We start from the raw sequence: 23,657 nt of genomic DNA on the forward strand, positions 1-23,657 counted from the left end.
ATATAATTGATATTGATTCAACGAAAGGTTTGAATAATTATATTTCATAATGCGCTCTGCATATCACAAAATAAGTTAATGCTGAGCGCGTTATTCTAATATAAAATATTTTTTAAATGTAAACTCCAGATAGTTGTAAATAACACACTTTAATACCATTATTATCCTTATCCCAAGGTCGAGCTAAAGAAAATCTAATAGGTGTGCCAGGGTTTATTCTACTAGGGAGTCTATTTATATCAAGTTCGCCAACATATTTAACTTTGCGCGGATTTAATGAGCCGAACTCTTGAAAGTCAGTTCCATTTCTAACTAGGATTTTATTAATCTTTGCTATTTGAACGCTAAATTCCGGAGGGTCTGACTCCAAAGCATATCCCTTGGAGTTTTGCCAGTGAAGTTTTCCAGAGAAGAGTTCACTAAGATTGTTATATGTACCAGAGTGTTTATGGACGATAGTATCTAGATCTACTTTATTAAAGCTTTTCGCTAAGCTGTAGTCATATACAGCTACATCTTCAACATGTGGGGCTGCTACTTGATACCTTTCAGCAAACTCTATTGAGTATGTTTCGCCAATACTATATGGATAAGCTGAAGTCAAAGCGCTTGCTCTATTATCCAATAATCTTAACATCTTCCCACTATTAAGATCTAATCCACCTACGCAAATTTTATCTCCAGACATTTTTGTTCTGGAAAGAATTATTACATCAGTATTCATCTCAATATCCTTTATTCAGCGATACGACTTTCTTGATTTTAATTTTTTGGTGTTGTCCGGAAATAGGTCCAATTCACCATTTGAGCCGAGCACTTCCTTCATTACGTCATTTTGTGAACTAATATCTCCTTTCTTATCTATATGCTGCATTTCTATCCCGAGTGATTGCAAGTAATCACCAATTAATTTACTTCTATGACAATCGCAAGGGGATAACTCGCTACACATGCATGCAATTTTTAAATTTTTTGAATGAGCCGTTTTTATTCTCTCTATTCCCTCATGGAAAAAAGCTTTGTTTTTTATTTTTTCGTAATCAACACGTCCGTCTTCATCGTAACATTGATTATCTTTAGGAATACCACCTAATTGTTCTCCCATGAATACGTATCGAATGCCTGCCTCTTTCAAATGAAGAGTCAAAGCTTCACGATTAAAATGTGGGTGAAACCTAGATCTGGGTTTTGAACGAACGTCTATAACATATCTGATATGATATTTTTTCAACAAAGCTATAAATTCTTCTAGCCTGCGAGCACCATGCCCAATGCTAAAAATTGTCTCGGTTTGAATGTTCATAAGTGTCACCCGTTGCGGAGCATACTGCACAATGCCATTTTGAACTAATCATAAAAGTCTATGCACTGATGATCAACATGAAGACTTTTTATACTGCACAAAAATGCACAGAGTGTTTGAGTTCGAGTTCTGTCAATAACTCTACGGAAGACGAAAAAAACACCGATTTTTCGCCTGATGTGGAGGGCATGACAGAAGATTCAGAAGAGGAAATCGTCGATTTTGAAAACATGGACCAGTCAACGCGGCGCAAATTGATGCGGCGACTACGTGAAACACCATTCAAAAGGCAGCAAAGCGGATCATCTTATGAGCCTGGGAGCGAATTAGATGCCGCCTGGCGTTCTGCCGTGGAAAAAAACGAGGCCAGATCGGGGGCTGAAAGAGCCAGACGGGCGGCACTTGCCCCTGCGGTTGCCAGCCTGCTGGCTGATGCGGAGTTGTATTCAGTTGAGATTGCAGAGATTAAGGCCGTTTCGCTATTAATGGGGAGCCGTCTGGAGATAGACGGCAAAGTTTATCAGGCCAGCGCTGACGGCCAGTTGATAACGCGTCAATTACCCGACGAGTCAAGGACGGTAAAATTTTTTAAGTCAATCAATTTACCCTCCCATTTTGTTAATGAATGGGAGGGGGAGGGGTTAGTCTCTACTGAATAGATCGTTAATATAACTTACGCTATCGCTATGTTGCGTAGAACGAGGCATTTCTTTATTATCATCATAATAATCATGGTCATAGCCATAATCTGGGAAATGTGAGGATACGTCAATGTTATCCATCATCGACTCAATATCTCTTTCATCAAATTCGAAAGGGTATTCATCGAGCAATTCATGAAGATAATTCAAAGCGATATCTTCCGCCTTGTCAAAATCATCAGGGTCTAGATTTTGAATTTTAGCGGAGTCCCCTAAAATTTCATCAAACCCTGACTCCCAAAAATCTATTATATTTTCCTTAAGTTCCAAAAACTTATCTTCATTTTCAATGTCAGGATAAAATGTTATTAGTTTTGCTAGGGGAAGATAGTCCTCATGATATAAAGCGTATTTTTGACTTGAGGAAAGAGCATAGTCAATAAAATCAATAGCAAAGTTTTTAGAAAAAAGATGTGGTTGTTTATCAATTGCCCATATAAGGCATTCTCCAACTTCAAAATCATAAGATACATGACTTTCCATTATACTAACAAGTTTAGAGGGAGAGATTTTTTCTAATTTGCTAATGTTAGGTATGTCAGACTTCAAGATACTATAATAAAGGTGTATCACATAATCATTAATTATCTTGGTTTTTTGATTGGATAATAAATTATCTATAACTGAATTGAATATGTGCTCGCCTAACTTTTCATTATTTTTTAAAGAGAATAAGGTATTAATAGATTGAAATGTATCCAGTGCTCCAAAATATAATGAAAGAGTTGTGTCATCTTTTGATAAACGATTTATGATGTAGTCAGAAATTGATGGATTGAAAGGGGATATAGTTGCAACTTTGTGTGACTGATTTAAACGTATATTCCTATTGAGAGTTGATTTTAATGATTCTTTAATAAAGTCATCTATCTTATTAACTTTGGTATAAAAATCACTTGGATATTTTTTATTAAAAACTTGCTTTAGCGCCTTTTTACATTTAGGTTCTTCGATATTACCGCCATTTAAGACCACAATGCTTACGAGATCATAAATTTCTTCAGGTATTTGTTTCTTAAAGTATAAATCCCAGATGATTTCTGGGTTGTTTAGTGCATCTTTTATGTAAGGCCAATACTCTTCTTTTGACATTCCCGATAGCCTATCGCTATCAGTTATAATTGATATTAGTCGAGGGTTAAAATTCTTGTGTTTTATTATTTCCCAATAGTTTTCGTTCTGAAAGTACACGTCTGAAAACTCAGTTGTAAGTGAGCTATGCCAAATGTGATTGTATAAAATATCAGCTTTTTCGGTTTGGGTGAGTTCAGTTACACTTATTTCATATTCACGTTTTTCTATTTTTTCGAAATTAAAAACTTCGCTAATATTTTTTGCTCGATTAAGTATATTTGATCTTGTAGTTAAGACTAGTCTCTTTGTGCTATCTAATGATATTCTTCGAATGAAGTTCATTATTTTTGAATCGAAATTCCCCTCAATAACATCTAAGTAGTTTGCGCCAAGAAAGTCATCAAAATAGAAAAACTGTAGTTTGTCTGGATAAAAACAAGACTCTGCTTCATTAATTGAATCTTCAATATGATATATTTCATATTTATTATTTGAATGAAAAAGAGCTAATTGTTTAGCTAATGTAGTTTTTCCAACACCGGGAGAGCCAGTTATAACAAGTACATGCTTTGTCTTTAATATATCTAAAGATTCATCAAACTGCTTTGTCTGAATATATCTAGCTGATTCATCATGTGCAGATTTAATGAGAAATTTGCTTTTTTGCATAATCCCATTATTTAAAATGTTAATTAAAACATTAGAGCTTGAAATCCAAAGTTTATAAAAATTGGTCTCAACGGATGGATATTTTATTAGTAAGTCATTAATGCCTTCCTTTCCGTATATATCCGTTGTGCTTAATATATAAGGGTGAAGTGCGGTTTTTATGCTTGCTTTATTCGATGGGGTCAGTCCAACACTGGTAACTAATATATATCTATTTGGACTTAATTTTTTTATTTTAGGTAATTCATCATTTTTAAGTTTCGACAGTAGCCCGTTAAAACCTGTTTTAGCGTAATGCTTTGCTTGAATTATTACAGTGTCATCTGCAGATGAATAAAAACGCCCATCTATCCCTTGATCTCTTCCCGGGGTGAACCGTTCAACTGATGCGTTTTCCCGATGACTTATGAGTTCAACAGCTAGTTTTTCAAATTCTTTGTCGTTGAGAACACTAAAATCATAATCATTCATTTCGTTTGTCTTCGTAGATTGCTAAACAATTAATGATTGCATAAGTTTCTCGGTGTTTGAAGGAGTTAGTGCACAATCTCTTTAGTTCATTCTTGTCTTTTTCGAGTACGTCTGGTGCTGGGTGAGTTCAGAACTGAGTCTGTACAATAAACACACCATTATCGTGTGTAGGTGAGGGGGGCGGGAGAGGGAATCCTCAAATATTGGGAAGTCGCCGCAATTTAGACGTACTGCGGCGTGATGTAAGAATGGTGAGACGTTTAGTGCGTCGAATGGTACTGGTGACCCGTGCGTCAATTGTGGCTGGAGGGTTTTATAAGTTTTGTCCGCTGAGCAGGTCCAGCGCGAATTGACGTTCTTCGGGCTTGAGCCGATCAATTAGAAATTTAACCAGCTTGTTACCGGTCAGCCCGCTGGGGCTGAGAGTATGTGAAAACTGGGCGTTAAAAACAAAGGTGTGGCCGCATTCAACTTCCGTGCAGGCGCAGTATAAATCGGCCAGTTTTTTATCTTTCCAGTCAGATTTGCGAATGATGGCCGGTGAGCCGCATTCAGGACATTTAATTTTAAAAACTCGCATGTTCACCATCCCGCACGCCATTGCTAACAATGGGGATGATTTTAACTTAATTGCGCTCATTTTTCGCCCTTTTCGGCGGTGATTGCCGGGATATCTACATCAAAATGCAGGTGTAAATGTGGGGGGATCTCCGGGTCATTGTTGACGCCGTTCATTAGCTTGCGCTGCAACGGGATAACTTCATCCTTGCGATAGGTTGTGCGGGCGGTTTCAGGGTTGCCCATTACCGCGCCGTTGGTCGGGATAATACCCGCCAGACCTGCGGGGAAACGGTGAGCGGTAAAGATATCCTGTGCGGTGATCCCTTTGATGTTGGCAAATTCGTCCTTTGCGCTGACTTCGCCCACCGGCAGGATTTTAACCCCTTCCGGGTCGCCCTTCGGGATGTTGATAAACATATTTCGGAAGTTACCCAGCCCTTTGGACTGGGCGATCTTCTCTTTGATTTCGTTTTCCATTTCCAGCGTAAGATTGGGATCGCTGGTATAGAGAATAAAGCCCATGTGCGCCCCGTTATTGTAGTAACGGCGCCGGAAGATGGTTGCCTCACTGTTGAGTAACACCGAATGGATGCCGCCGATATAGTCAGGCAGGCCATATACCTGCTGGCGCGGGTCGTACATTTTAAAGAAGACGATGTCTTCCGGGTCATAAATAAGCGCTGGCCCTTCCTGCAGGACAGCAAACGAGCCGTCTTTCCGGCAGCGCAGATACAGCGACGGCAGCGGCAGCAGGTCGATCACTTCCCCGAATACGTTACGAATTTTCAGGATAGCGACGTCACCAAACAGCAGGTAATCAAAGACAGCCTGTTCGACCTGGTCAGGTGTCAGGCCGCCGCCAATGTAGCCACCGGCAACCATATTGCGCCGCGCATACAGTACCCCACCGTGCTGGCCGTTAAGGTTCGGCAACTGGGCCAGCGCCAGGCGATCAATCGGGAGTCGCCAGTGGTCATATTCATTGTCATACCAGATATTGTGATAATCCGTGCCGGTCGTCAGGATGGGTTCGGGTTCGCCAAATGTGATCACGCTTCCGCGCCCTGGCGTGAAGGTTTCAACCTTGCTGCCGGTCATGGACCTGAATTTTTTATTATTACGCTGTATCTTTGTCATGCTGCTTTCCCAAAGTACCAGCCCGATGGGCGGTCATATTCGTGATCGATAGGTTCGTTAATTACGGCGTGCGAGATAGCGAAGAAAACATCTGCATGGCCGGTCGCGTCTGAACGTTCGGCAACAAACGTCAGCGCGTTGCCGCTGTTGGTTGTCGTGCGCCGGATAGCCATAAAGCTGGCCGGAATTTCGACGCGCTCTTTGTTCGTTTCGTCTACGGCGTCTTTTGCCCATTCGATGCGCTTACGCTCGACAACGTCGATCATCTTCATTACCAGACGGTTTTTGCTTTCGACGCTGTAAAGAATGGGTGTGGCTTCGCGCGGTGCAAACTTGCTGACCAGGTCATAAACGCCCTTACCAATGCCGGTTGTATCGATCCCGATGTAAGTGATGTTAAAGCGGCGCATAAGTTGCTTTATCTGGTCGGCCTGCCAGCTGAAGTTAAAGCCCTGCCATTGCCAGACGGCAAGCACGCGGAAGCGCTCGCCGTCCTCTATGGGGGGCGCGATTAAAACAAAGGTGGAGTTGTCGCCGGATCGTGACGGGTCAAAGCCTGCCCATACTTCGCGATTGCCGAAGGGCCGCGCAGCGGTCAGATCAAAGTCGCCCCATGTAGCCCGGTCCACTTCGCAGCCGACAAGCGCGGAGAACTTGAACACCGCGTCCTTACTGTCAACAAACTGGCACATGTAGAGCATGGCGAACGCGGTCGGGCTGTATTTGTTGCGCAGCCGTTCAATATCGACAAGCGCACCGAGGCCACCTTCGATAGCGTCTTCCATCGTGATGATGTAGCGCCAGATCTGGTCCGGGCAGAGAATACCCTGGCGCATTTCGCTGTCGTTCGGGAACTTCACACCTTTGCGTTTCGGGTCGTCCCCGCGCCAGGCTTCGCCAGTCCATACCGGGTAAGCCTGGTGCGTTTTCGCGCTGGGCGTCGAAAAGTAGGTCGTCCGGTATTTGTTATGCGTTGCCATTGCGCTGGCAACTTCATGCAGGCGCGTGAATTTCGGGATCCAGAAAACCTCATCGCCATACAGGTGGCCGTTAAAGCCCTGCGCGGTGCTGGCGTTCGTGGACAAAAAGCGCAGTATTGCGCCGTTGCTGAGGCGGATATTTTTACCCGTCAGCGTCACACCGAAATGGTTCTGGGCGATCTGGACGATGTATTCACGGAAGATTTCAGACTGGGAGCGGCTTGCAGAGAAAAAGACCTGGTTATCACCGGTAATGACAGCATCTTCGAATGCCTCCCAGGCGAAATAATAGGTCATGCCGACCTGTCGGCTTTTCAGAATGAAGCGCCAGTCTTCGCCTTTATGTTCGCGGCAGTGCAGCTGGTACTCGAAGAGATGTTCCCGCGCCCAGGTGTCGAGCATTTCCGTTGTAATACCGGAAACGTCGTTTTTCTTATACCGGCGCTTTCTTTCCCCTGGTTCCCCGCCTGCGCTGCTGAGGCAGTACCCTTCACCATCATAAGCCGCTTTCTGGGCCTGAATTTCTGCCAGCTTTTCGGCGTGCTTGTTGCGCTGCGCCATGAGTTTCACATGGTGGGCAATCAGATCGCGCAGTTCTTCCAGTTCCAGCGCTGTTTTTTTCTCGCGGCGGGAGAGCTGGTCGATACGGCGGGCGATGACATTTTCCACCGATTCAACAGGCAGCAGTGATGCCCACTTCCCGACGTCAGCCCAGTGGTAAATTGTACGCGGTGGAATATTCAGTTCCTGCGCAATATCTTTCGGCGTCCAGCTTTTTATATAAAGCGTGCGGGCCGCTTCTTTTAATTCATCGGAATATTTAGCCATGCGGCTATTATGGCGGGATTATTTTGCAGAATTGATAATTAAATATCGGTAAAAAGTGGCTATGTATTTATAACCGAACACATAAGAAATAAAGCGGTCGCGCTGTTTTAATCAATTCGCAATACTGACCACCACAAACGAATCATTGTTATTTAAACTCATTATTAAAGGTCAGTTATGCCGCAATCTCATTACCGCACGGATTGGCTATGTATTGCCACATCTGGACAGGCTGTGGACGGTCGCACCATTGAACCGCAATGGTTGATTGATGCGGCAGAAACCTACACCCGCAAAACCTATACCGCCATGATTTGGCCGCACCACCCGCAATATGATATCGGCGAGCGTGAATTTACCTGCAACCTAGGGGAAGTAGACGCGCTGAGAGTGGAAACGGAAGGTGACGTCACGAAGTTATATGCCCAGTTAATCCCGAATCAATTTTTAATTGAAGCCAACCAGCAGGGACAAAAGTTATTTACATCAGCCGAATTTGTCACTGATTTTGCTGGCAGCGGTCGTGAATATCTTTTCGGGCTGGCTGTGACAGATATTCCGGCAAGTCTGGGAACGGAAAAAATTAAATTTGTTTTAGCCGGTGAAGAAAAAGACGCCGAGCGCGGAAGTCTGGAAACATTCAGCTTAGGAGCATTGCAGACAAGTAACCCGGATAAAAAAGGTTCTTTCTGGTCGCGTTTATTTTCGACCAGTAAAGATTTTACGCCAATGCCAGAGCCAAACACTGATAAGCCCACCGAGGGCGACGGAGAAAAAATGGAAGAATTAAAAGCGCTCATTCAGCAAATGCTGGATCTGCTTAAAAGCGGTAAAGACGCCGCAGCGGGTGACGCTGACACGGTCGATACGCCAGAACAGGCCGCCGATGTGGTGGCAGATGTTGCTGCCCAGATCGCTGATGCTGCTGACGAGGTGGCCGAGCTGGCGCAGGACGTTATCGAAAACCCGGAAGACGAAGTCAAAGCGGAAGAATTCAGCGCCGCCAAAGCCAACCTGGCAAAAGTCATGAAGTCATTCAATGTGACGCCATCGAAGCGCCCACGCGCCAGCCGTCGCCGCGACTTTTCCGCCCGTCGCCAGGAAGCTGGCAACCAGATGGACAACCTTACCACGCAGTTGACTACCGTCCTGACTAAGTTGTCAGCGATGGAAAACGGCAATACGCGCCGCCCCGACAGTGCCCCTGGCGGCAGCAAAGAACCGTTTGAGTTTGTTTAACAGCCATTCTTTTCAGGAATAAAAGATTATGCAATTAACCCCAAAAGCAGAGCAGATGCTGCGTAAGTTTGCCGCAGGCCTGGCGAAAGCTAACGGCCAAGTGGACACGTCGCGCTACTTTTCGCTGACCAATCCGAAAGAAACCCAGCTGCGCAATGCCCTGCTGCAAAGTTCTGAGTTCCTGCGCCTGCTGCCCAATGTGCTGGATGTGGACCAGATCACCGGTCAGGTGGTCAGCACCGGTAAACCGGGTATTTACACCGGGCGTAAAAAAGATGGTCGTTTCTCCCGCGCCCTGGGCGTGTCCGGTAATGAGTACAAGCTGGTAGAAACGGATTCCGGTTCGTATCTGCCTTACTCCCTGCTGGTTGTCTGGGCGAACGCGGGCAGCGAAGAGGAGTTCTTCCAGCGTATTCAGGCATTCAGCAACGAATCTTTCGCGCTGGATATGCTGCGCGTGGCGTTCAACGGTACGAGTGTTGCAGAAGATACAGACCCGGAAGCCAACCCGAATGGCGAAGACGTCAACATCGGCTGGCACAAAATCGTCAAAGACCGTTCATCTGAGCAGATTATTTCTGATGCCGTCACTATCGGCGCGTCGGGTGCTGACTTTATTGGTCTGGATGCGGCAGTCACTGACCTGGTTCACACCTGCATTTATGAGCCATTCCGCAATGACCCGCGCCTGGTTGTGCTGGCTTCCGCTGACCTTATCGGCAACGACGCCACCACCATGATGAATAAGATTGATCGCCCGACTGAGAAAGTCGCCGCGCAGCTTATTGGCCGCCAGATTGCTGGCCGTACCGTGTACACCCCGCCGTTTATGCCGGAGGGTCGCCTTATCGTCACCACGCTGGACAACCTGCATATCTATACCCAGCAGGGCACACGTAAGCGTAAAGCGGAATGGAACGACGACCGCAAGCGCTTCGAGAATAACTATCTGCGCATGGAAGGTTACGGCGTCGAGCATGATGAGCTGTATGCGGCATTCGACAAAATCACCCTTGCGACCGGCGAAGTTGCACCGGGAGGAGGCGCGTAAAAATGGCCATGACCCCGTGTCAGCGACACCGAGCACGCGTGAAAGCCGCAAAGGCGCTGGATAAGTGCGAAGCCCTGACGGCATCGCCGGTCAGCTTTCACATTCAAATGCTGGAGCTGGAAAGGGATGTTGAACGGCTTCGCAGTCTGACGCGTGCAGAACGCATGGACATGAAGCGCGACGTTCTTTTGCCGCGCTGGATGCCGACCGTCGAGGCATATCTCGCCGGTGATGCCCGCTTTGCCAATCCGGCCCTGGTTTACTGCGTGATCTGGCTGTTCGATACGGGGGAAATGGGCAAGGCGCTGGACTGGGCTGACGTGGCTATCAGTGAGAGCCAGGCCACGCCGGAAAACTTCAAAAGCAACCTGCCTGCCTTTGTGGCCGACACGGTGCTGGAGTGGGCGATCATGCAGGCGGAAGCCGGTCACAGCATCGAACCCTATTTCAGCCGCACGTTTGAAAACATCCGCGAAAAGTGGCGTTTGCACGAAGACATTAACGCGAAGTGGTTCAAGTTCGCCGGTCTTTACCTGCTGCGCGACGAGAAGGGGCTGCCGCGTGCTACTGCTGTGGATGATGTGAACACGCTGGAGCAGGCCGACGCCCTTTTGGCCCAGGCGGCGGCGTACAACAAAAGCGCCGGAGTTAAGACCATGCGCGAAAAAATCCGCGCCCGGATTAATGGCCTGACCCAGCTTTAACGACTCCCGCAAGCCGGGACGGGCGCGGGGGAGGCATCAACCATGCGGTTGTTGGCCGTGGAACCCGTTAGCCCGTTTCTATTGTAAAACCGAGGTGCGCCAATGAGTGGCCCAAGTTTCAGTATCAGCGGCAAGCCGGTGACGGTGACGCCAACAGCGATCACCAACGGCGTGACGTTCTGGCCCGATCTCGATCTGGCCGAGTTTCAGAAGGTGCGCACGCTGCCCGCTGACCTGCCGCCAGAAACGGCAGGCGTGGCCCTGCTGGCTGCTATTGCGGAGGTAAACGACGCGCTGGCCGACGTGGTGACGTACTGGAACGCGAAAGCCTGCGAGCGGGCCGCAGATGTACCGGGTGCAAAGATGGGCGACGAAACCCAGTTAACAGCCCAGTACAAAAAAGCGGTCTACGCCCGCGCAAAGGCCGATTTACTGGGGGAATTCGCCACCATCGGGCGGCGTGAATCGCATCCGGGGCAGGAAAGCCAGGACACCCGCGCCAGCCTGCTGGCCGAGGCGGCCAACGTGATGCGAAACATGCTGCGACAACCACGCGTGGGGGTGCATCTGATATGAGCCAGCTTGAAAGCCTGACGGCGTTTATTACGGCAAATCTGCCGCCTGATGCCATGCAGATGTTTTCCAGTGTGATGGAAGATTGCGAGCTGACACGTAACGCCAAAGCGATGGGAAACAACCAGCGCCGGATCGGAGTGCTGACTTACACCGGTCGTTTGTCGTGGGATAACTTCCCGTTTCGCAAGTATTCGCCCGCGCTGATTTATGCCCTGGTGCTGGCCTGGGTGGATGAGTTTGCCAACGAGCTGCGCGAAGAGCTGAGGCTGGACGATCCAAAAGTGGACCCGGAGTTCGACGACGAAGGGTCATGTATTCTGGATGTGGTTGTCCCGCTGGTTGATCCGCTGGTCCTGCGTGAAGCGGAAAACGGCCCGATCCCCTACAAAGGCAAGCGCTGGGAAATCGTGGACCCCGAAATCTGGGAGGCGTCGCAACTGGAATTTATCGTCCAGCGTGGTGACGCGTCGTGATCCGTGGGGAGCTGAACCAGCAACAGCTAAAGCAGATGCGGGAAACGCTGGCAAAAGCTGACCTTCCCCCGCGCAAGCGCCAGCGCCTTTTATGGCGTATTGCAAAGCTGGGCATTGTTGCAGCGGCAAAACGTCACCAGCGCCAGCAGGCGGCCCCGGACGGTACGCCGTGGGAGCCGCGCAAGCGTGGCAAAGGGAAGATGTTAAAAGGGCTTCCCAAACTGCTGGCCGTGCGTGAAATGCCGGAGATTCAGGGGGTAAGAATTTACCTCAAGGGCGGGAACTACCGGAACGGGACGAAGCCCATTGCGGCGGGTCTGGTCGGTGCGGTCCAGCAGGATGGCGCAAGGATCCAGATGAAAGCCAGTAACGCCCCGCGCAAGCCGCAGGCTGACAAGCCCGCGCTACCGAGACAGGCCAAGCGCCTGCGGGCGCTGGGCTACAAAACCCGCAAGGGCAAGCGCTGGGTTAAACCGTCCAGCAGGCAAATCATGGAAACCATGAGCATGGCCCAGGCGGGATTACTGATTCGAAAACTGAAAGGCACACCCTCAAAACGCACATGGACCATTGATATTCCTGGACGCGTTTTTCTGGGGGTGAGCGATGACGAATTTAACCAAATTATTGCGCGGCAAATGCAGGCAATCGGCTTCGGCTGGGACGTCAACGCGCAGCAAATCAGGGGGTAAAAATGACCTGGCCGAATGTCAACGTCAGTCAGAAAAACCGCTTCAACGGCACAACGAACGACGTCGAGCGCGTCATCCTCTTTGTGGGTTACGGCGACACTAACATCGGGAAAACCCAGTCGCTGAATACCGGCAGCGATCTGGATAAAGCCCTGGGCGACAAAGACAGCCCGTTAAAAAATATGGTGGCCGCAGCGGCCAATAACGCCGGTCAGAACTGGTTTGCTTACGTGCATGTGCTGGCAGAACCAGACAAGGAAGCCGAGGGCTATAAACCAGATGAAGACTGGATGAACGCGGTCAAGATGGCCCAGAGCGTGGCATCCGTGGAAGGAGTTTTCCTGGTATTTGATACCGACGAAGTGGCAACCATCAACCGTGCAACGGAAATGCGTATCACCTTGCAGGCTAATTATGGGCGATTTATCTGGTTTGGCCTTGCGATAGGCGGGCCGAAACAGGGCGAAGCATGGGCCGATTATGTGACGCGCCTGGCACAACTCCAGGACGGTATTGCGTCACCGGGTGTGCAACTGGTCCCGCGTCTGTGGGGCAATGAACCCGGCGTCCTGGCCGGTCGCTTGTGTAACCGTTCGGTGACGGTGGCAGACAGCCCCGCCCGCGTTGCAACCGGCGCAGTCACCGCGCTGGGGCGTGACAAACTGCCGGTTGACGGGACGGGAGCCGAAATTGATCTGGCCGTGTTGCAGTCTTTGCAGGCGAACCGCTACAGCGTGCCGATGTGGTATCACGATTATGACGGCATCTACTGGGCTGATGGTCGCACCCTGGACGTTGAAGGCGGTGATTATCAGGTCATTGAAAATGTGCGCGTGGTTGATAAAGCATCCCGCCGCGTCCGTCTGCGTGCAATTCCCAAAATTGCCGATCGTTCACTGAACAGCACACCGGGCAGCATCGCCGCGCATGAAACCTATTTCGGCAAGCCACTGCGTGAAATGGCGATTTCAACCCAGATCAATGGCGTCGAGTTTCCGGGTGAAGTGAAGCCACCAAAAGACGGTGACATCACCATCACCTGGACCAGTAGCGAAGCGGTGCAAATTTACCTTGTGGTTCGACCGTATGAGAGCGCGAAAGAAATCAGCGTCAGCATCGAACTGGATACCTCACTGGAGAGCTAATCAATGACTGAACGTATTAGCGGCGGATCGTTCGATGTGAACTACGACAGCATCATGATTCACGTCGAAAACGCCACCGTCACCATTACGGATAACAGCGCGGTTGCGCAGTCGCGTGGCATCCCGAACGGCCACACGAAAGGGTCAGTTTCGGCGGATGTGGAAGTCGAAGTCGATTCCCAGAACTTTAAAAAGTTTACCGCCGTTGCCCGCGCTGCAGGTTCCTGGCGGGCCATTCCGGCAAAGGACTTTTTGTTCTATGCCAATGCGGGGGATGACGAAGAAAAAATCGAGGTGTTTGGCTGTGTTCCGACGCTGTCCGACATCGTCAACATCAACCCCAACGAGGCCAGCAAAACCACGAAAAAAATTAAATTCATGGTGACAAGCCCGGACTTTGTCGCGATTGACGGCGTGCCGTACCTGTCAGCCCGTGACACTCGAGATCTGAAAGGCTGACACGATGATGAACGGAGAAACGTCACTGCTTGAAAAGCTGTTGCTTATCGGGGCCGTGATCGGCCTGGGGCAACTGATGGTCAGCAATGAGCGAATCACAACCCGTCTGCTGGTCGGGCGGATGATTCTGGGATCTGCGGTCGCACCGCTGGCCGCAATCCCGCTGCTGAAATTCCCCGATATGCCGGAACTGGTCGTCATTGGGCTGGCCTGCGCCCTGGGCATTCTGGGAAGTGCGTTTATTGAGGCGGGGCTAAAGCGCTGCCTGGACATGTATATCAAGCGATGGGGGAGCAAGCGCAATGAAACTGAGTGAAAAACAGCAACTTTTTACGGTGATGATCGCCAGCCTGATTCATTTTGCCCAGGAAAAAGGCTATCGCCTGACGTTTGGCGAAGCGTACCGCACGCCGGAACAGGCCGCGCTTAACGCAAAAAAAGGGAGCGGCATTACTAACAGCCTGCATACCCAGCGCCTTGCGGTGGATTTTAACCTGTTTATTAACGGCGAATACCAGACCGACAGCGCCGCATATCGCCCCCTGGGCGAATACTGGGAATCTATCGGCGGATCGTGGGGTGGACGTTTCAGTAAGCCGGACGGGAACCATTTCAGTCTTGAGCATAACGGGGTTCGCTGATGCGCAATTTGCTGGGTCTTTTGCTGATTCTGGCCGCTGCAATGTCAGCGGGCTGGCAGGCGCATGACTGGCACGACGCAAAGCTGAAACTCGCTGCCAGTGAAGCGGCAGAACAAACACGCCAGATTGTTGTTGAGGTGACACAGCAGTCTGGTGAAGCGCTGGAAGCAAAACTCGCGGAGCTGAGGGCCAATGAAATTCATACGGAACGGGTTATCCGCACGGAAACCATTAAACCGGTTTTTAGCAATGTTTGTGCTTCTGGTGATTACGTCCGGTTGTTCAACGAAAGTGCAGATCAAGCCGAACGAAAATTATCAGGAAAACCAGCTGGCACTTTGTCCGGTCACGTTGCCACGTCTGGCCGGACCGACCGGAAGTGACTTTGACGCGGCGCTGAAAGCCTACCGGCTGATGTATACCGACTGCGCCGCCAGACATAACGCCCTGGTGGGCATCATTCGACAACGTAAGGAATTAGCACAATGAGCAAATCGAAAAAAATCGCCATGACCGTGGCGGGCGTAAATCTGAGCTTTGAGCCGAATAAAACCGCGTTCAACAACCTGCTTAACGAAATGACCATGACCAATAAAGTTGCCCCAATGGTGACGTATCTGGGCCGCATTGTTGATGCCGAGTGTAAAGAGGCGCTCAACAAGCTGATGGAAGATTATCCGGGTTGCGAAATGCAGATCGTCGAGAAGATTAACGAAATTTACTCCCCAAAACTTGAGATCGAAGTAAAAAACTGACGGCGCGGGTAGCGGCCATTCGCACGAATGCCCTGGAACAATACCTTGCCTTGCGCCGCTATTACCTCCCGCACGAAGACGACGACGAAGAAAGCATCGCCCGCGCCCTGTGGCTGGATGAATATTTCGCCCAGACCCGCGCCAGTAAGACGGCGGAAGGGATAGCAATCGCATTTAACGGAAACTGATATGAGCCACCTGGATTTTACCCTGAGCCTGATCGATAAGCTGACGCGGCCATTAAAGACGGCTCAGTCTTCGCTGTCTGGTTTTGCTGAAAAATCGCAGGAGTCTTTTACAAAAATCGGGATTGGTGCGGCGGCTGGCTGGGGCGTGGCGCAGTCCATCGCGGGCGTGGTGGGTCCGGCGTATGAGATGAACGCCGCGCTTGCAGAAGTGGGTTCCAAAGGCGTGGCAGAGGACGCGCTGAAGCGTCTGTCCGGCGAAGCCATGCGATTCAGTATGCGCTACGGCAAAGGGGCCGTTGATGTGGTCCGGTCAAGCTACGCGATGAAAGGCGCAATGGCGGGCCTGTCCGATCTGGACCTGCCCCGCGTTACCATCGCGGCCAATACCCTGGCCGCAGGCGTCAAGGCCAGCGGCGAAGAGGCAGGCGAATACATCGGCGCGATGGCGTCACGTTTCAACGCGGAATTGTCCAGTCTGGGGCATGTGCGTTTTGCCGAAGAGCTGGCAGGAAAAACGGCGTACATGGTGCAAAACTTCGGCGTGAAAATGCAGACCATGCAGGAGCTTATCGAGGGGACGAAAAGCGCCGGTGCTGACTTTGGCGTCAGCCTGGATGAACAGTTCGCCGTACTGGGTACGCTTTCGCGCACGCTGGGTACTGAGGCCAGCGGGATCTACGAGCAGTTTTTACGCAGCGCCCCGGCTGCCGCTGAAAAGCTGGGTATGAGCTTTGTCGATGCCACCGGAAAAATGCTGCCGATGGGCGACATTCTGCAAAAACTCCAGAACAAATACGGGCAGAGCATTGAAGGGAACGTCAAGGCACAACAGGCGCTGGATGCCGCGTTCGGTGGTGGTGCTGACGTTATCAAAAAGCTGTACGGCCAGCAGGATAAATTAAACCGCAGCATCACCGAGCTGGGCCGAAATGACGGGATGAAACGCGCCCAGGAAATGGCCGAACGAATGGCTGAGCCGTGGGAACGTATCAAAGCGACATTCTTTGCCATTCGCGTGGCGATTGGTAACACGCTGATCCCTATCCTGTCGCCGCTGATGAACCGTATTGCCGACGTGGGGACAAAATTTGCCCGCTGGCTGGATATGTTCCCGAATATTGCCCGCTGGCTGGGTTACATCACCCTGGGTGTGCTGTCCTTCGGGTTGGCCGGGGCGGCGGTCAATATCGTGATGGGGGTCTTTGGCTTCACCATGACAGGGCTGGCCGCAATTGCAAAAGTGCTGGGAGGGGCATGGAAACTCCTATTATGGACGCTCAACCTGTTGCGTCCGTCCCTGCTGACGACGCGCATCGGTCTGGCTGCATTGTGGATCCAGTCAAAATTACTGGCGCTGTGGACAGGCGTCTGCCGCATCGCGCTTGCTGCATGGAATATCGCGTTAAAGGCCGGAGCCATTGCCATGCGGGTTTACGGTGCGGCGACCATGTTTGCCGGGGCGGCAATGCAACTCCTGATGAGTCCGATCACCCTGATCGTTGCCGGGCTGGCACTTCTGGCCGTGGGCGTCTGGTATGTCATCACCCACTGGGAAGAACTGGCGGCAGCAATCATGGATACGTCGGCTTTTGCCTGGGTGATGTCGGTCGCTGAACAGGTAGGCCAGGTGTTTGCGCAGGTCTGGCAGTCCATCACAGACGGCTGGGCCGTGGTGGTTGATTTCTTTGCCGGTCTTTCCCCGCTTGCCACCTTTGAAGGGTTCGCACAAACCATCGGCGGGGTATTCAGCAAACTTTTTGACCTCCTCAAAAATACCTTTGCGTCTACCTATAACTGGATTGTTGAGAAGTTAAACAAGATCCCCGGCGTAAACATCGACCTGAAAACCGTTTCGCCACCGGCAGCGGCTGCCGTTCCGGCAAATGCGGTCATTCCTGACAGTGCTGCAGGTTCATCGAAGCTAAACAGCCCGTCCGTGCTGACGGGGAACCGAATTAATGCAGGCATCCCACGCGGCGGCCTGATGAGTCAGGTTAAAAACGACAGCAAAACCGCTGTTGATAACCGTAAAACGTGGGGCGATACCTACATCAACGCCCCCAATGGAATCACCCCGGCCCAGCTGGCTGAATGGCAGGAGCTTAACGCAGGATGAGTACCGAACCGTTATACATCGACCTTTTGATCACTGACGGCGATTTCACGCTGGACAGCGGCAACGAGCCGCGCCGTTGCGATAACCGCGACAGCATCACCCAGGACATTATTCACAGCATTCTGGAAAGCGGTATCACCACCCGCCTGATCGGTGAACGCAGCCCGACAATGCGCGGTGACGTGCTGACGCAACTGTCCTTACTGGTGGAAAGCGACGAACGTCTGGTCCCAGGAACCATAGTGATCACCGAAGAAACCCTTTCGAGGTTGTATATCACGGCGGAAACCTACGATTTCGGCCCTGTCAGTACAGAGGTTAACTATGACTGAGAAACCCGACGTTGATTTCGAAAAGGTACTGAATGACAGCGGGATGCCCGCGACAGAGGCCGAAATTACGGCAGCATTTAAAGCCACCGTGCAGGCGGAAGGGTTCGTCACAAACACGTCGAGAATGTCACCTTTCTGGCGGCTGATTTCGAAGATTGTCACCACGCCGGTGTTATGGCTGCGTGCGGCGCTGATCGATGTGGTTCTGCGCAATATGTTTGTTGCGACTGCCACCGGTCCCATGCTGCGCCTGCTGGCCTGGGCGGTTCATATCGAGCCTAAACCGGCCAGCGCTGCCGCTGGCGTGCTGCGATTCTTCAAGCTGAATGCGGCGGATGTGGTCGTCGTGCCTGCCGGAACACTGGTGCAAACAGAGCGCATTAACGGCGTGGTTTACGTGCTGGCCGTGAATGAAGACGTGACACTGCCTGCCGGGGTTGAAAGCGGGCTGGTTCCCGTCACGGCGACCGGCACCGGCAGTGGCTATAACCTTGCGCCAGGCTATTACCGGATCTTACCTGTTGCAGTAGCTGGAATCGCCAGCGCGGTCAATGAGGACGAATGGCTGATTACGCCAGGGGCTAACGAGGAAAGCGACGACGAGCTGCGCGACCGCACCCGCAACCAGTTTAATCTGGTGGGGAATTACCACTCTGACGCTATCTACCGCAGCATGATTGCCAGCGTGCTGGGCCTGAGCATTGATCGCATCTACTTTTTGCACGATGCCCCGCGTGGGCCGGGTACGGCAAATGCTTATCTGTTACTGGACAGCGGCGAAATATCACAGCCCTTTATTGATGCGGTTAACGATTATGTGAATACCCAGGGCCACCACGGACACGGTGATGATCTGCAGTGTTATGCCATGCCGGAAACCAGTCACACCCTGGCGGTTACTGTCTATGTCAAAAGCGTGGAAAACATGGAAGCGGAAGACCTGAGCGCGTTAAAAACCGGTATTACCGACCTGATTCGTTGCGCGTTTCGCGAGAACGCCAATTACGACGTTAAAAAGACGCAGCCCTATTCGCGCTATTCCTTTTCGAATCTGGGCCGCGAGATCCACAAGGCCTTTCCGGTTGTCGATTCACTGCATTTTTCACTGACGGATATTGTCAGCGAACTGTCGGTCCCGCGCCTGTCAGGGTTAACGGTGGAGATTGAAAATGACTGAGTTTTCGAAGTTGCTTTCCGGTCTGAAATTGCCGTCGTGGATGAACAAAGGCGACCCCGCCAGGCTGCTGCGTGCCTGCGTAAAATTCTGGTCGCAGGTGTACGGGTGGATCACCTGGCCGTTAAAGCAGTTTGACCCACTGGTCTGCCCCGAGCCGCTGTTGAACCTGATTGCCTGGGAGCGCGACATCGATCGGTTTAAGGGGGAGCCGCTCGACATCTTCCGCAAGCGGGTGAGTTACGCATTTATCAATGCGCAGCAGGCCGGAGAGGTGGCGGGCTTTATTGCCATTTTTGAGCGACTGGGGATTGGTTACGTTGAATTACTGGAACGGCAGGACGGACTCGACTGGGACGTGATTGTCGTTCGAGTGACAAGCAGCCAGGTTGCGGAAAATGGCGATCTCCTGCTGGAAATCATTCGCAAATATGGGCGCACATGCCGCCGTTACCAGTTTGAAGTAATCGACACCCTGCCACTGAATATCAATATTGGCTGGTATCAGGGGGAATATATTTGCTGGCCTGCCACCCTGGGCGATGTGAATAACCAGTCAGAAGCAACATATAGCGCAAGTTTGAAGTAGAGGGAATATTAATGTCACAGGCCGTCATTACAAAAGCATTTGCAGAGTGGAAAGCCCAGCAGGCAATTAATAACCAGCCCGTCACGCTGGATGAGTTTATTTTTGCTTATATTCCGGGGCTGGATGCTGACAAGCCGATTAATAATACTGAAACAACGCCAGCGGAAGATAAAATAGTTTGTCGTCAGGCGGTGAATAAAGCCGGTGTTGTGAATGAAAACTCTGTCGTTTATTCCGTTACCCTGGGGGCGGATGTGGGCGATTTTGATTTCAACTGGATCGGGCTGGCAAATAAGGCAACGGGTACACTGGCGATGATTATTCACGCCCCGACCCAACGAAAAATTAAAAACGCAGACGGTCAGCAGGGAAACGTTCTTGTTCGTTCCATGCTGATGGAATACAGCGGAGCCAGAGAAGCGACCGAAATTACCACCCCGGCAGAGACATGGCAGATTGATTTTACTGCCCGACTGGCGGGAATGGATGAACGCCAGCGCCGGGAAAATATCGATCTGTATGGCGCAGCGGCATTTTTTGATTCGGGCTATCTGGTCGCAAAGTCCGGCAATCAGTTTTTTGTCTCAAAGGGGGCGGGATATGTCGCCGGATTGCGTGCCGAATTGCCCGCAAACTTCAATATCACAGTATCCGCGAAACCGACAAAAATCTGGCTTGATGTGAGCTGGACCGGGACGTTAACAAGCGAATGGGCTGTACAGAGCAAAATTACTGTTGCTGCAGATCTTGCCGATTATGTGCTGGGCGGTGTGCAGCATTATGTCTTTGCGGTGGCGAGTATTGATGCTGCCGGAAATATCACTGACCTGCGCCCGAAAGGCACGCTAAATGACCAGGCGGCCAGCGATGCGCTGAAAAAGCATGAACAATCCCGAAATCACCCTGATGCATCAACCAGTGAAAAGGGTTTTGTGCGGTTAAGCAGTGAAACGAACAGTGATTCCGAAGCGCTGGCCGTCACGCCAAAAGCATTAAAAGCGGTGAATGAGAATGCAAATGGCCGCGTTCCGGCATCACGAAAAGTGAACGGTCACGCCCTGAATGAAGATATCAATGTCACTTCACAGGATATTTTTGACGGGCAAGTTGTGGGGATTGGTGAAAATCAGGATCTGGATGATTACCAGGTGCCGGGGCTTTATTTTCAGGGAGCGAACGCCAATACCAGTGCGGCACTACATTACCCGGAGAATAATGCAGGTTCTCTGATGGTACTGCGAAGCGCCGGAGTGACACAGATTTACCGCGTGTACAACTCATCCCGCAGTTATACGCGTAGCAAGTATTCAACGCAGGCATGGACGCCGTGGATGCCGGAAGATTCTTACCCTGTCGGCGCACCTATCCCCTGGCCATCGGATGTAACCCCGACTGGGTACGCCTTAATGCAGGGACAACCCTTTGATAAAGCGGTCTATCCATTGCTTGCGATTGCCTATCCTGCGGGGGTTATCCCGGACATGCGAGGCCAGACGATTAAGGGTAAACCGAACGGTCGCGCGGCACTCTCGTATGAACAGGATGGTGTTATATCGCATACCCACGGAGCCAGTATTTCCGATACCGATTTGGGGACGAAATACACCAGCTCTTTTGATTATGGTTCAAAACCAACAACCAGTTTTGACTACGGCAATAAATCCTCCACTGAGGGTGGGTGGCACGCACATAACTTTCGTTATTGCTCAACGTCTGCATACCGGGATACCCCCGGTCAGGGGCTGGGGATGCATTCGTCAAATGTTTCATGGGCGGCGGGAGATCGCATTGAGGGAAGCGGTAATCATGCTCATGTGACATGGATCGGCCCTCATGATCACTGGGTGGGTATTGGTGCGCATAACCATTATGTGGTTATGGGCTATCACGGACATACAGCGACCGTTCATGCCGCAGGAAATGCGGAAAATACCGTTAAAAATATTGCGTTTAACTACATTGTGAGGCTTGCCTGATGACTTTTGAAATGACCGGAGAAAACCGGACAATTACCATCTATAACCTGCGTGCTGATACAAATGAATTTATCGGGAAAAGTGATGGTTTTATCCCTGCTAATACCGGTTTACCTGCTAACAGTACCAATATTGCGCCACCGCCGACGAAAGCCGGTTTTGTCGCTGTATTTAATTCTGCGTTAGAAAAATGGTCACTTGTTGAAGATCATCGCGGGAAAATTGTTTACGACATTCTCACCGGGAAATCCATCACGATTGATGAATTAGGTCAGTTACCTGACGACGTTGTTTCCGTTGCGCCGGAAGGCCATTTTGTTAAATGGAATGGTAAAAAATGGATGCATGATGCTGACGCAGAAAAAACGGCACAGATTACACAGGCTACACAGCAAAAAGACAGTCTTCTGGCGCTGGCTGCATCAAAAATTGCCCCATTACAGGATGCTGTTGATCTGGATATTGCAACGGAAGAGGAAACAGCGCTTTTGCTGGCGTGGAAAAAATACAGGGTTTTGATTAATCGTATTAAGCCAGAAGATGCGCCAGATATTGACTGGCCGGAGGTTCCGGGCGATGTGGCGTGAGTCGGTTATAAAGATTGCTGATGATATGGGGGCGCTGGCCTGTTCAATTGTGCCAGCGCATCCCTGGGTTTACGGTCTGGGACAGAACACCGATTCAGGCGGTTATCTCAGTCCGGCCAATGCGCTGGGATACCTTGCTAAAAAGCTGTTATCCGGTGGCGGTAGCGGTAGCGGTGATGTCATCGTCATGATGGTGGCGGAGAATACCCACGATGCTTTTATGCGGGGACTGAATAAACTGTCCACCGTATTTCCGGCCCCGGTATTTACGCAGGTAAGCCGTATGGCCGCAGCCGCCGCAGAACTCAGCACGGTAAAAATGCAGTTGCCGGTTAAAGCCGATGTATTGCCAGCCAGTGCGCCGTTATCAGTCTCAACCAACCGGCTGGCGCTGAATGCCCAGCGTGTTGCCGCCGCGCAGCTGGCCGCCGCAGTCAGTACCACCACAACAGATCTAAAAAACCAGGTGACGGGATTTATTCAGGAACGGGCCGGTTTGCTGTCCTCGCTCAGCCAGGGACTGGACGACCTGAAAGCCGCCAGTGCGAATATTTTTTCATTCAGTTACAGCGGAAGTTATGCCGTTGCTGCCGCTGAATTGCTGAAAGGCATCCCGCAAACAACGGCAGTACATACCGCCGCGATGATGTTTATCGGGGATTCGTTATCTGACTTAGAGAAGATGCTACATGAGCCAGACCGCATTACTCGCGCTTGATGGTGAAGGGATCGCCATGCAGAACATGCTGGTTTCACCTTCCATGCAGTTTCAGGAAAAGGACCAGTCGGGACAGACATCGAGCACGGCCAATGCTGAACAGGGTATCAAGGCCAAAGAGCTGCGCGTATCGGGTCTGGTGACATTCGACGACGAAGCCGTCTTACAGCGGCTTTTCCAGCTGGCATCCGCGACCGAAGCCAGCGGCGCACTGAAAAAGTACCGCGTCGCCAATGCGACGGCGACGGCTATCAACCTTCGTGAAGCCACGTTTACCGGTCAGATTGATGCCGTACCGCAGGAGGATCGCCTTGCTTGGCAGGTAAGTTTCACCCTGCGTGAAAAAGGCAGCGTCCCAGAAAAACGACAGGCCCGAAAAGGCAACGCGACGGCCAGCACCAAGCAAACAGGGGCAAAGGGCGCGGGTCCGGCTGCCGGAGCTGATGAGCCAGCCGACAAAATGAGCTGGTTTGAAGAAAAGGTCTTAAAGCCGGTCAACGATGCGCTGGGGTAATTAA

The 23,657-nt window shown here is 50.8% G+C and carries 28 protein-coding genes; 22 read left to right on the forward strand and 6 right to left on the reverse strand.

Features of this window, described 5'->3' with window-relative positions:
- Positions 1–112: 112 nt before the first annotated feature.
- Together OGV93_RS03695 and OGV93_RS03700 are read right to left on the reverse strand one after the other, a co-directional pair.
- Positions 113–724 (reverse strand): dual OB domain-containing protein, encoded by a 612-nt coding sequence (locus OGV93_RS03695; protein ID WP_001090788.1) that lies wholly within the window; start codon positions 722–724, stop codon positions 113–115.
- 15 nt (positions 725–739) lie between these two features.
- A complete protein-coding gene (locus tag OGV93_RS03700) occupies positions 740–1,303 on the reverse strand; it encodes a DUF488 domain-containing protein (RefSeq protein ID WP_287109373.1) in 564 nt (187 codons plus the stop codon).
- Between the two features lie 77 nt (positions 1,304–1,380).
- Here OGV93_RS03700 and OGV93_RS03705 point away from each other — a divergent pair, with 77 nt between their 5' ends.
- On the forward strand, positions 1,381–1,962 hold the full coding sequence (locus OGV93_RS03705) for a replication protein (protein ID WP_287109374.1): 582 nt from the start codon (positions 1,381–1,383) through the stop codon (positions 1,960–1,962).
- Here OGV93_RS03705 and OGV93_RS03710 read toward each other — a convergent pair.
- From OGV93_RS03710 to OGV93_RS03725, 4 genes are all read right to left on the reverse strand, one after another.
- A complete protein-coding gene (locus tag OGV93_RS03710; protein ID WP_287109375.1) occupies positions 1,945–4,218 on the reverse strand; it encodes an nSTAND3 domain-containing NTPase in 2,274 nt (757 codons plus the stop codon). The two genes, OGV93_RS03705 and OGV93_RS03710, sit on opposite strands and share 18 nt — an antisense overlap.
- Positions 4,219–4,531: 313 nt before the next feature.
- Positions 4,532–4,807 carry an Ogr/Delta-like zinc finger protein gene (locus tag OGV93_RS03715; RefSeq protein WP_287109404.1) on the reverse strand — a complete coding sequence of 92 codons (276 nt, stop codon included), beginning with the start codon at positions 4,805–4,807 and terminating at the stop codon, positions 4,532–4,534.
- Positions 4,808–4,854: 47 nt separating this feature from the next.
- Positions 4,855–5,916, reverse strand: a complete 1,062-nt coding sequence (locus tag OGV93_RS03720; protein ID WP_287109376.1) for a phage portal protein — start codon at positions 5,914–5,916, stop codon at positions 4,855–4,857.
- Complete coding sequence (locus OGV93_RS03725) at positions 5,913–7,724, reverse strand: terminase large subunit domain-containing protein (protein ID WP_287109377.1); 1,812 nt, start codon at positions 7,722–7,724, stop codon at positions 5,913–5,915. Before OGV93_RS03725 ends, OGV93_RS03720 begins: the two co-directional genes overlap by 4 nt.
- 177 nt (positions 7,725–7,901) lie before the next feature.
- Between OGV93_RS03725 and OGV93_RS03730 the strand changes: the two genes are divergently transcribed.
- The 21 genes from OGV93_RS03730 to OGV93_RS03830 all read left to right on the forward strand — a co-directional run bounded on the left by OGV93_RS03730 (position 7,902) and on the right by OGV93_RS03830 (position 23,653).
- Positions 7,902–8,963: a GPO family capsid scaffolding protein gene (locus OGV93_RS03730; RefSeq protein WP_287109378.1), complete on the forward strand. Its 1,062-nt coding sequence runs from the start codon at positions 7,902–7,904 to the stop codon at positions 8,961–8,963.
- A 28-nt stretch (positions 8,964–8,991) separates the two neighbouring features.
- On the forward strand, positions 8,992–10,014 hold the full coding sequence (locus tag OGV93_RS03735; protein WP_001177621.1) for a phage major capsid protein, P2 family: 1,023 nt from the start codon (positions 8,992–8,994) through the stop codon (positions 10,012–10,014).
- Between the two features lie 2 nt (positions 10,015–10,016).
- Positions 10,017–10,718, forward strand: a complete 702-nt coding sequence (gene gpM / locus OGV93_RS03740; protein ID WP_287109379.1) for a phage terminase small subunit — start codon at positions 10,017–10,019, stop codon at positions 10,716–10,718.
- A 102-nt stretch (positions 10,719–10,820) separates the two neighbouring features.
- Positions 10,821–11,294, forward strand: coding sequence for a head completion/stabilization protein (locus tag OGV93_RS03745; protein ID WP_000016519.1), 474 nt, complete (start codon positions 10,821–10,823; stop codon positions 11,292–11,294).
- Entirely contained in the window at positions 11,291–11,767 is a 477-nt protein-coding gene (locus tag OGV93_RS03750; protein ID WP_046274985.1) for a phage tail protein, read from the forward strand. The genes OGV93_RS03745 and OGV93_RS03750 overlap by 4 nt, the downstream gene beginning before the upstream one ends.
- Positions 11,768–11,802: 35 nt before the next feature.
- Positions 11,803–12,459 (forward strand): hypothetical protein, encoded by a 657-nt coding sequence (locus OGV93_RS03755; protein ID WP_286469812.1) that lies wholly within the window; start codon positions 11,803–11,805, stop codon positions 12,457–12,459.
- A gap of 2 nt (positions 12,460–12,461) precedes the next feature.
- Positions 12,462–13,604 (forward strand): DUF2586 domain-containing protein, encoded by a 1,143-nt coding sequence (locus OGV93_RS03760; protein ID WP_103766518.1) that lies wholly within the window; start codon positions 12,462–12,464, stop codon positions 13,602–13,604.
- Positions 13,605–13,607: 3 nt separating this feature from the next.
- Entirely contained in the window at positions 13,608–14,063 is a 456-nt protein-coding gene (locus tag OGV93_RS03765) for a phage protein (protein WP_000140062.1), read from the forward strand.
- Between the two features lie 4 nt (positions 14,064–14,067).
- Positions 14,068–14,379, forward strand: a complete 312-nt coding sequence (locus OGV93_RS03770; RefSeq protein ID WP_000980879.1) for a phage holin family protein — start codon at positions 14,068–14,070, stop codon at positions 14,377–14,379.
- A complete protein-coding gene (locus tag OGV93_RS03775; protein ID WP_000777034.1) occupies positions 14,366–14,704 on the forward strand; it encodes a M15 family metallopeptidase in 339 nt (112 codons plus the stop codon). The genes OGV93_RS03770 and OGV93_RS03775 overlap by 14 nt, the downstream gene beginning before the upstream one ends.
- Positions 14,704–15,087 carry a hypothetical protein gene (locus OGV93_RS03780; RefSeq protein ID WP_287109380.1) on the forward strand — a complete coding sequence of 128 codons (384 nt, stop codon included), beginning with the start codon at positions 14,704–14,706 and terminating at the stop codon, positions 15,085–15,087. The genes OGV93_RS03775 and OGV93_RS03780 overlap by 1 nt, the downstream gene beginning before the upstream one ends.
- Before the next feature lie 102 nt (positions 15,088–15,189).
- Positions 15,190–15,459: a putative phage tail assembly chaperone gene (locus OGV93_RS03785; protein ID WP_287109381.1), complete on the forward strand. Its 270-nt coding sequence runs from the start codon at positions 15,190–15,192 to the stop codon at positions 15,457–15,459.
- A 50-nt stretch (positions 15,460–15,509) separates the two neighbouring features.
- Positions 15,510–15,647, forward strand: coding sequence for a DUF6890 family protein (locus OGV93_RS03790; RefSeq protein ID WP_001255513.1), 138 nt, complete (start codon positions 15,510–15,512; stop codon positions 15,645–15,647).
- Between the two features lies 1 nt (position 15,648).
- Positions 15,649–17,763, forward strand: coding sequence for a phage tail tape measure protein (locus tag OGV93_RS03795; RefSeq protein ID WP_287109382.1), 2,115 nt, complete (start codon positions 15,649–15,651; stop codon positions 17,761–17,763).
- Positions 17,760–18,095 (forward strand): DUF2590 family protein, encoded by a 336-nt coding sequence (locus OGV93_RS03800; protein ID WP_000102748.1) that lies wholly within the window; start codon positions 17,760–17,762, stop codon positions 18,093–18,095. The genes OGV93_RS03795 and OGV93_RS03800 overlap by 4 nt, the downstream gene beginning before the upstream one ends.
- The gene (locus tag OGV93_RS03805; RefSeq protein ID WP_000136916.1) at positions 18,088–19,272 is read left to right on the forward strand and encodes a baseplate J/gp47 family protein; all 1,185 of its coding nucleotides are present in this window, start codon (positions 18,088–18,090) and stop codon (positions 19,270–19,272) included. The genes OGV93_RS03800 and OGV93_RS03805 overlap by 8 nt, the downstream gene beginning before the upstream one ends.
- Positions 19,265–19,858, forward strand: a complete 594-nt coding sequence (locus OGV93_RS03810; protein WP_286469788.1) for a phage tail protein — start codon at positions 19,265–19,267, stop codon at positions 19,856–19,858. The genes OGV93_RS03805 and OGV93_RS03810 overlap by 8 nt, the downstream gene beginning before the upstream one ends.
- Positions 19,859–19,869: 11 nt before the next feature.
- Positions 19,870–21,834, forward strand: coding sequence for a phage tail-collar fiber domain-containing protein (locus OGV93_RS03815; RefSeq protein ID WP_287109383.1), 1,965 nt, complete (start codon positions 19,870–19,872; stop codon positions 21,832–21,834).
- On the forward strand, positions 21,834–22,421 hold the full coding sequence (locus tag OGV93_RS03820) for a tail fiber assembly protein (protein WP_287109384.1): 588 nt from the start codon (positions 21,834–21,836) through the stop codon (positions 22,419–22,421). The genes OGV93_RS03815 and OGV93_RS03820 overlap by 1 nt, the downstream gene beginning before the upstream one ends.
- On the forward strand, positions 22,411–23,139 hold the full coding sequence (locus tag OGV93_RS03825) for a hypothetical protein (protein ID WP_287109385.1): 729 nt from the start codon (positions 22,411–22,413) through the stop codon (positions 23,137–23,139). Before OGV93_RS03820 ends, OGV93_RS03825 begins: the two co-directional genes overlap by 11 nt.
- Positions 23,111–23,653 carry a baseplate complex protein gene (locus OGV93_RS03830; protein ID WP_000083769.1) on the forward strand — a complete coding sequence of 181 codons (543 nt, stop codon included), beginning with the start codon at positions 23,111–23,113 and terminating at the stop codon, positions 23,651–23,653. Before OGV93_RS03825 ends, OGV93_RS03830 begins: the two co-directional genes overlap by 29 nt.
- Positions 23,654–23,657 lie beyond the last annotated feature (4 nt).

Source organism: Citrobacter sp. Cb031 (assembly GCF_030336725.1).
GTDB lineage: Bacteria > Pseudomonadota > Gammaproteobacteria > Enterobacterales > Enterobacteriaceae > Citrobacter > Citrobacter braakii.